The 613-nt window shown below is 62.5% G+C and carries 2 protein-coding genes; one reads left to right on the top strand and one right to left on the bottom strand.

The features are described 5' to 3' along the window. Window positions 1–233 (bottom strand): hypothetical protein (locus ACXJKJ_RS31150; protein ID WP_457395460.1); only part of this gene is annotated, 233 nt, incomplete at its 3' end. A 62-nt stretch (window positions 234–295) separates the two neighbouring features. Between ACXJKJ_RS31150 and ACXJKJ_RS31145 the strand changes: the two genes are divergently transcribed. Beyond that, on the top strand, window positions 296–613 hold a 318-nt coding region (locus tag ACXJKJ_RS31145; RefSeq protein WP_457395457.1), incomplete at its 3' end, for a TetR/AcrR family transcriptional regulator.

Below are 613 nucleotides of genomic sequence, written 5' to 3'. Positions count from 1 at the left end.
CTTTCCTGGCGGGCGTGCACCTCACCCGGATAGGCGGCCGCTTCCTGTCCGGTCACGGTGCCCGGATGCACCACCAGCACCGGGATCGCCGCCGCCGGCTCGGCGCCCTGCTTGCCACACGCCGCCAGCATCACCAGCAGCGCAGCGCCGCCCACCCATCGCATGTTTTTCATGAGGTACAGGACCTGAAAAGAAATCCGGAAGAACGCACGGGCAACATACTGTTGCAGCACGGCCAATAGTGAACCAGCCGGTATAGTATAAATATCGAACCGATTGGTCTAGTATTGTTTGGATGACTGATTCGACCTCTTCCGTTGCGCCCGCCAAGCCGGCCGCCAAGGCTTCCGGGCCGGGCCGTCCGAAGGACCTGGGCAAGCGCGCCGCSATCCTSGAGGCGGCCAAGTCGCTGTTCGTGGAGCAAGGCTACAACGGCGTCAGCATGGACAGCATCGCCGCCCAGGCGGGTGTGTCGAAGCTGACCGTTTACAGCCATTTTGGCGACAAAGAGACCCTTTTCACCGAAGCTGTGAAGTCGACCTGTGTTGCCATGCTGCCCGATGCGCTGTTCGTCACCGACGCCGAAGGGCCGTTGCGTGACCAGCTGCAGGGC

The sequence above is a fragment of the Roseateles sp. P5_E1 genome, from assembly GCF_054049335.1.
Note: the sequence above shows the minus strand (reverse complement) of the source record. Positions and strands in the feature narration are given on the sequence as shown.